4 protein-coding genes and 2 pseudogenes are annotated in these 6,774 nt (G+C 50.3%); 3 read left to right on the top strand and 3 right to left on the bottom strand.

The annotated features are described in order from the left end of the window. Positions 1 to 13: 13 nt before the first annotated feature. On the top strand, positions 14 to 1,591 hold the full coding sequence (gene guaA, locus OGV50_RS12630; protein WP_058667885.1) for a glutamine-hydrolyzing GMP synthase: 1,578 nt from the start codon (positions 14 to 16) through the stop codon (positions 1,589 to 1,591). A gap of 150 nt (positions 1,592 to 1,741) precedes the next feature. Here the strand turns inward: guaA and OGV50_RS12635 are convergent, their stop codons facing one another. Continuing rightward, positions 1,742 to 1,933, bottom strand: coding sequence for a YfgG family protein (locus tag OGV50_RS12635; protein WP_012131276.1), 192 nt, complete (start codon positions 1,931 to 1,933; stop codon positions 1,742 to 1,744). Positions 1,934 to 2,052: 119 nt separating this feature from the next. Between OGV50_RS12635 and OGV50_RS23660 the strand changes: the two are divergent. Together OGV50_RS23660 and OGV50_RS12640 are read left to right on the top strand one after the other, a co-directional pair. Beyond that, positions 2,053 to 2,121, top strand: a pseudogene (locus tag OGV50_RS23660) (hypothetical protein); the annotation flags it as partial. Positions 2,122 to 2,285: 164 nt separating this feature from the next. Beyond that, the gene (locus OGV50_RS12640; RefSeq protein WP_049008619.1) at positions 2,286 to 4,535 is read left to right on the top strand and encodes a sensor domain-containing phosphodiesterase; all 2,250 of its coding nucleotides are present in this window, start codon (positions 2,286 to 2,288) and stop codon (positions 4,533 to 4,535) included. A 7-nt stretch (positions 4,536 to 4,542) separates the two neighbouring features. On the opposite strand, the pseudogene OGV50_RS12645 reads toward OGV50_RS12640, so the two are convergent. Together OGV50_RS12645 and OGV50_RS12650 are read right to left on the bottom strand one after the other, a co-directional pair. Further along, positions 4,543 to 5,286 (bottom strand): annotated as a pseudogene (locus OGV50_RS12645) (Ppx/GppA phosphatase family protein); the annotation flags it as partial. A 23-nt stretch (positions 5,287 to 5,309) separates the two neighbouring features. Next, on the bottom strand, positions 5,310 to 6,548 hold the full coding sequence (locus OGV50_RS12650) for an IS110 family RNA-guided transposase (protein ID WP_003030308.1): 1,239 nt from the start codon (positions 6,546 to 6,548) through the stop codon (positions 5,310 to 5,312). Positions 6,549 to 6,774 lie beyond the last annotated feature (226 nt).

Genomic DNA, 6,774 nt, shown 5'->3' on the forward strand with positions numbered 1-6,774 from the left:
GGAATTAGCGTCAATGACGGAAAATATTCATAAACATCGCATTCTCATCCTGGATTTTGGTTCTCAGTACACTCAGCTGGTTGCGCGTCGCGTGCGTGAACTCGGCGTTTACTGCGAACTGTGGGCGTGGGATGTTACGGAAGCACAAATTCGCGAATTCAACCCAAGCGGTATTATTCTTTCCGGCGGCCCGGAAAGCACCACTGAAGAAAACAGCCCGCGCGCGCCGGAGTATGTGTTTGAAGCTGGCGTGCCGGTATTCGGCGTGTGCTACGGTATGCAGACGATGGCGATGCAACTGGGCGGCCATGTTGAAGCATCCAATGAACGTGAATTCGGTTACGCGCAGGTGGAAGTGAGAACCGACAGCGCGCTGATTCGCGGCATTGAAGACTCCCTGACCGCAGACGGTAAGCCGCTGCTGGATGTGTGGATGAGCCACGGCGATAAAGTTACCGCTATCCCGTCTGACTTTGTCACCGTTGCCAGCACCGAAACCTGCCCGTTCGCTATTATGGCTAACGAGGAAAAACGTTTTTACGGCGTGCAGTTCCACCCGGAAGTCACGCATACCCGCCAGGGTATGCGCATGCTGGAACGCTTTGTGCGTGATATCTGCCAGTGTGAAGCGCTGTGGACTCCGGCGAAGATTATCGACGATGCGGTAAATCGCATTCGTGAACAGGTTGGCGACGACAAAGTGATCCTCGGCCTGTCTGGCGGCGTTGACTCTTCCGTTACCGCGATGCTGCTGCACCGTGCCATCGGTAAAAACCTGACCTGCGTATTCGTTGATAACGGCCTGCTGCGTCTGAACGAAGCCGAGCAGGTAATGGACATGTTCGGCGATCATTTTGGTCTCAACATTGTTCACGTTCCGGCGGAAGAACGTTTCCTGACCGCGCTGAAAGGCGAAAACGATCCAGAAGCGAAACGTAAGATCATCGGTCGCGTATTCGTTGAAGTCTTTGACGAAGAAGCGTTCAGACTCGAAGACGTGAAATGGCTGGCGCAGGGCACTATCTATCCTGACGTTATCGAGTCCGCCGCTTCCGCCACCGGTAAAGCGCACGTCATCAAATCTCACCACAATGTGGGCGGCTTGCCGAAAGAGATGAAGATGGGTCTGGTTGAGCCGCTGAAAGAGCTGTTCAAAGACGAAGTGCGCAAGATTGGTCTGGAACTGGGCCTGCCGTACGACATGCTGTACCGTCATCCGTTCCCGGGGCCGGGTCTTGGCGTACGCGTGCTGGGCGAAGTGAAGAAAGAGTACTGCGACCTGCTGCGTCGTGCGGATGCTATCTTCATCGAAGAGCTGCACAAAGCGGATCTGTACAACAAAGTGAGCCAGGCGTTCACCGTGTTCCTGCCGGTTCGCTCCGTTGGCGTAATGGGCGATGGCCGTAAATACGACTGGGTTGTCTCCCTGCGTGCGGTAGAAACCATCGACTTTATGACCGCGCACTGGGCGCACCTGCCGTATGATTTCCTCGGCCGCGTCTCTAACCGCATCATCAACGAAGTCAACGGCATCTCCCGCGTGGTGTATGACATCAGCGGTAAGCCGCCAGCAACGATTGAGTGGGAGTAATCACCCGCTTCATGACCACTGCGTTGTAATGAATAAAGACCCTCTGCCTGTGCAGGGGGTTTTTCTTTACCCGGCTGAGGCACAGCGCTATCTGTCTGGCGAATGCATATGCAATCCAGAAAACAGTATGTTTATGTGAGCAGGAAAAGTTTAGCGTTGAGCAGGCGTCTCGACTGAGAGAGTGGACTGTTGAGCTTCTTTTTTATCCTGATGATGATGCCAGGCACCGATAGAAGAGTAGACGAAGCGTCCGAAGAAGAAGAGAAAACTGATAAACAGTACGATACGGGTCATTCGACTGTTAAATCGATGTCGTTTTCGCATACTGGTTGCCTGACTCACAAAAGGTTCCTTAGGGTATGCCCAGCATAGTGGGCGATGGGTACATTAAGGCACATTGTAAAGGAATGGTCAATTGTCGATTATGTAAAAATACGTCAGTTGATTTATCTCTTATTGTTATGGAAGATAATTTTAGTATTTACATTAATAATAAATTAATGATAACGAAGCAGAAAAAACGTAATTATTAGTTACTGAGAAGAAAATTGATTGATATATATCAAATGTTGCTTCCCGTTGATAACTAGAATCAAGACACATATTGTGACGTTGTTTTTATTATTATTTTAAAGTCAGGTGGGATGCCTGTCTGAAGCACCTTGCAGGAAGCGAGGGTTTTTGCTGAGCATCTATGAAACTAAATCAGACCTATATCAAAATCAGAGATAAATGGTGGGTGCTGCCTCTCATTTTACCCTCTTTGCTGTTGCCCATATTAAGCATTGCCAATACCTACGCACATACCAATACGGGTTCCGGTAATGTCACGCTTTTTTACCTTCCTCTGGCATTCACTATCAGCCTGATGTCATTTTTTGACTGGGCGGCATTACCAGGCATTGCGGTCGCAATCTTCTGGAACCGCTATCCGATAGTGGGATTGTATGAGACGCTCTCCATTATCGGACATTTCATTATCCCGGTCGTGCTCTGCTGGGGCGGGTATCGCGTGTTTACTCCCCGGCGTAATCAGGTGTCTCATGGCGATGCTCATCTGATGTTTCAGCGGATGTTCTGGCAGGTGTTTTGCCCGGCGACGTTATTTCTGGTGCTCTTTCAATTTGCCGCCTTCCTGGGAATGTATGCGAGTAAATCAAGCATGATGGGCGTAATGCCTTTTAATATCAATACATTGATTAACTATCAGGCTTTGCTGGTGGGAAATCTTATCGGCGTTCCGCTGTGTTATTTTATTATTCGTACTGTCCGCAATCCTCTGTACCTGCGTGGATATTATGCGCAGCTGAAACAACAGTTTGATAAGAAAGTCACAAAGAAAGAGGTTGTTATCTGGTTACTCGTGCTGACATTGCTCATGACAATGCTTTGCATGCCATTGAATGAAAATAGTTCAATATTTAGCACTAACTATACCTTGTCATTATTATTGCCGGTAATGCTATGGGGAGCGATGCGCTACGGTTATCGATTTATTTCGCTGATATGGTCGGCTGTTCTCATTACCGCAATTCATTATTACCAGAGCTACATGCCTTATTATTCCGGGTATGACACACAACTCACTATTACGTCTTCAAGCTACCTGGTTTTCTCTTTTATTGTGAGCTATATGGCGGTGCTGGCGACGCGCCAGAGAATCGTCAGCGGTCGGGCGCGTCGGCTCGCGTATCTTGATCCCGTCGTGCATCTGCCTAACCTGCGGGCGCTAAATCGCGCGCTGAAAAATTCGCCCTGGTCAGCACTCTGTTTTTTACGCGTGCCCGGCCTGGAATTACTGGGGAAGAACTATGGCGTTATGCTGAGAATTCAGTACAAGCAAAAGCTCTCCCACTGGATAAACACCTTGCTGGCGCCCGGTGAATGCGTGTATCAGCTGTCGGGGCATGATTTGATTCTGCGTCTGAATATGGAGTCGCATCAACAGCGCATTGAAGCGCTGGACAACCATATCAAGCAATTCCGTTTCATGTGGGATGATATGCCGCTCCAGCCGCAGGTTGGGGTAAGCTACTGCTATGTGCGCTCTCCGGTCAGCCATATCTATCTGTTATTAGGCGAATTAAGTACCATCGCCGATCTTTCTCTGATGACCAACAAACCGGAGAATATGCAGCGGCGTGGCGCAATGCATTTGCAGCGGGACCTGAAAGATAAAGTGGCGATGATGAACCGCTTGCAGTATGCGCTGGAGCACGATCATTTTTGCCTGATGGCGCAGCCGATTTCAGGTATTCGCGGCGATGTTTACCATGAAATACTGCTGCGACTGAAAGACGATAATGGCGGCATGATCAATCCCGATGGTTTTCTGCCCGTTGCTCACGAATTTGGCCTGTCGTCCAGCATCGATCTGTGGGTGATTGAAAATACCCTGCGCTTTATGGCGGAAAACCGGGATAAGCTGCCAGCCCACCGGTTTGCCATCAATCTGTCACCAACGTCGGTATGCCGCGCCCAGTTTCCAATTGATGTCAGTAACCTGCTGAGCCAGTACGAAGTTGAAGCGTGGCAACTGATCTTTGAAGTGACCGAAAGCAATGCGTTCACCAATGCCGAACAGGGTCAGGCAACGTTGTCACAGTTGCAACAGTTAGGTTGCCAGATAGCGATTGATGATTTTGGAACCGGTTATGCCAGTTATGCGCGGCTGAAAAATGTGAGCGCGAATATTCTCAAGATCGATGGCAGCTTTATTCGCAATATCGTCTCTAACAGTCTCGATTATCAGATTGTGGCGTCCATTTGCCATTTGGCGCGAATGAAGAATATGCAAGTGGTGGCGGAATATGTGGAAAGCGAAGAAATTCGTAGCGCGGTGAGCGCGTTGGGGATCGATTACCTTCAGGGCTATTTGCTTGGTGAACCCAGGCCGCTGGCGGCGACGCTGGAAGAGGTACAGGCACCATTGTCTGGTGCCTGAGGCGAAATTACGCCGCGATAGTGGGCGAACTCTCTTCTTCGATTTTGAGACGCCAGCCCGTGACCGCTTCCCAGTATTGCTGCTCTTTTTCCAGATCGAGCAGGACAAGCGCGTTTTGGCTAAACCAGTCATGCGGGAAGCACAACGTCCAGTGATTGTCGTCAGTTTTAAGCCGTAGCGTTGGCGGCGTTGTGGTGGCCTGGCGCTGATTATTCAGCAGAACGCCCAGGCGCAATAGCTGAATCAACGGCAGGAATTGTTTTTTCTTGAACAACGTAAAGCGGGGCAAGTCATCCAGCTTAACGGCTTTACGATGATAACGGACTAATGTCGCCATCATCAGTTGCTGTTCCTGGTTAAAACCCGGCAAATCGCTGTTTTGCAGAATATAGGCAGAGTGGCGGTGCAGGCCGCTGTGGTTGATGTTCAGCCCCACCTCATGCAGCATTGCAGCCCACTTCAGTAACGCTTCCAGCTGTGGATGCGCCAGCTTTGGCTGTTGCGTCTGCCACTGTTCATACATCTGCATGGTTGTTTCCAGCACGCGCCGGGCCTGATCGCTGTCGATGTTATACTGATTCGCCAGGCTTTTGGCCGTACGGCTGCGCACATCCTGATGACGGAAGCGGCCTTCCATTTCGTACAGCACGCCTTCGCGCAGCGCCCCGTCGGAAAGGCGGAGTTCGCGGATCGCCAGCGCATCAAAAACGCCGCACAGAATGGCCAGACCCGGTACAAAGACCGCTTCACGCCCTGAGACATTCGACAAGCTTTTTATGGCTTCAGTAAGGGCGAGTGGCGCGCTTCGAGAGCCAGCAAATATTTTGCTTCATCGTACTGGGTTCTGGCCTTCCAGCAGCGGTAAATGATCCTTATCCATTTGAACGCCAGTGCCCGGATCGCAGACTGATGAGATTTGCCCTTCTCTCTGAGGCCCTGATAATACAGTCTGGCCCAGTATGATGAATTAACCGTCTTGGCAGCCCATTCAACAAAGGTTTGCCTGACGAACTTGGCACACTGCCATCGCCAGTGAACCCAGGATTTCTGGCCACTTCGTTCTGTCACCGGTGCAATACCTGCGTAGTTTTGAATTTCTTCAGCGCTGTTAAACCGGTCACGGTTATCACCAAGTGCAGCAAGCATTCGTGGGCCCATACACGGCCCCATGCCCGGAAGTGATTTGAACAGCTCCGCATCTGGCAATGTGTCAAACAACGCTTCGATTCGTTCGTCATAGGTTTTGATGATTTCACTCACGACTTTAATTTGTGTCGCCAGTGCTGTTGCCATCAAAGCATTAGCCTCTATAACGCTCGGGTCTGTAGTCAATGGGATCGCGTTATCAATACTCGCAACACGTTGCTCGGTAAGAGCCATTGCGCGGCCACCTTTGGCATTCAGAAAGTTGCGGATCGTGTCGCGCCTCGCTCGTTTCAGTTGTTGCAGACTGGGCCACCGGATAATCAGCTCACACAATAGTAAGCTACCCCGATGTGAGAACCACTCCAGTGGCTGAGGATAATACTGTTTAAGTGTGTTGATTATCCGGTTCACAAAACGGCGTTTATCTTCAACCAGCTGACGGCGCTGCTCAACCAGTTGCTGGAGTAACCGGATATCCGCATTGTCGGGTTCAATGGCTTTTATCTTTTGGGGATAACGCAGCATTAACTCTAATGCCAGCTCGGCATCCTGCGGGTCATCTTTAGCGCCGCTGGGCGAGAAGGCCTGCCGGTAACGAGCCAGGGACAAAGCGTGGACGGGGAAAACGGTGATAAATGGATATTTCTGAAGAGCATACACCACGGGACCTTTCTTCAGCTCAACGGCGATAGCGATCCTGCCTTTTACCTTCTGGTGTAACTCGGTAAGCCAGACATCAAGTGCTTCCGGCGTATGTTCAATCACATGGAATGTGCGTTCACCGTTTTTAAACTGAACACAGACATCGTGCTTTTTATCTGCCCAGTCCAGACCAACGTGCGCAGCAAATTGATTAGTCGCAGTCATCACCAACTCCTTTTTATCGGGGATTGGTATGCATTCCACGCTCTTCGAAAGAAATATAGCCAGCAGTTTATCTGCATGCCCTGAGTATTCGTTAGCGAACGTGGAGCACCCACTGGCTCGAAAGAAAAGCGGCGATCATCACGTGATTCTCGCTCAATATTCGTAACCAGTAAGCGCATACCCTGAATCACTTAAAGTGTAATTCTCAGGGTGCGAATGACTATAT

Source organism: Citrobacter sp. CK180, assembly GCF_030333655.1.
GTDB classification, from domain to species: domain Bacteria; phylum Pseudomonadota; class Gammaproteobacteria; order Enterobacterales; family Enterobacteriaceae; genus Citrobacter_B; species Citrobacter_B koseri.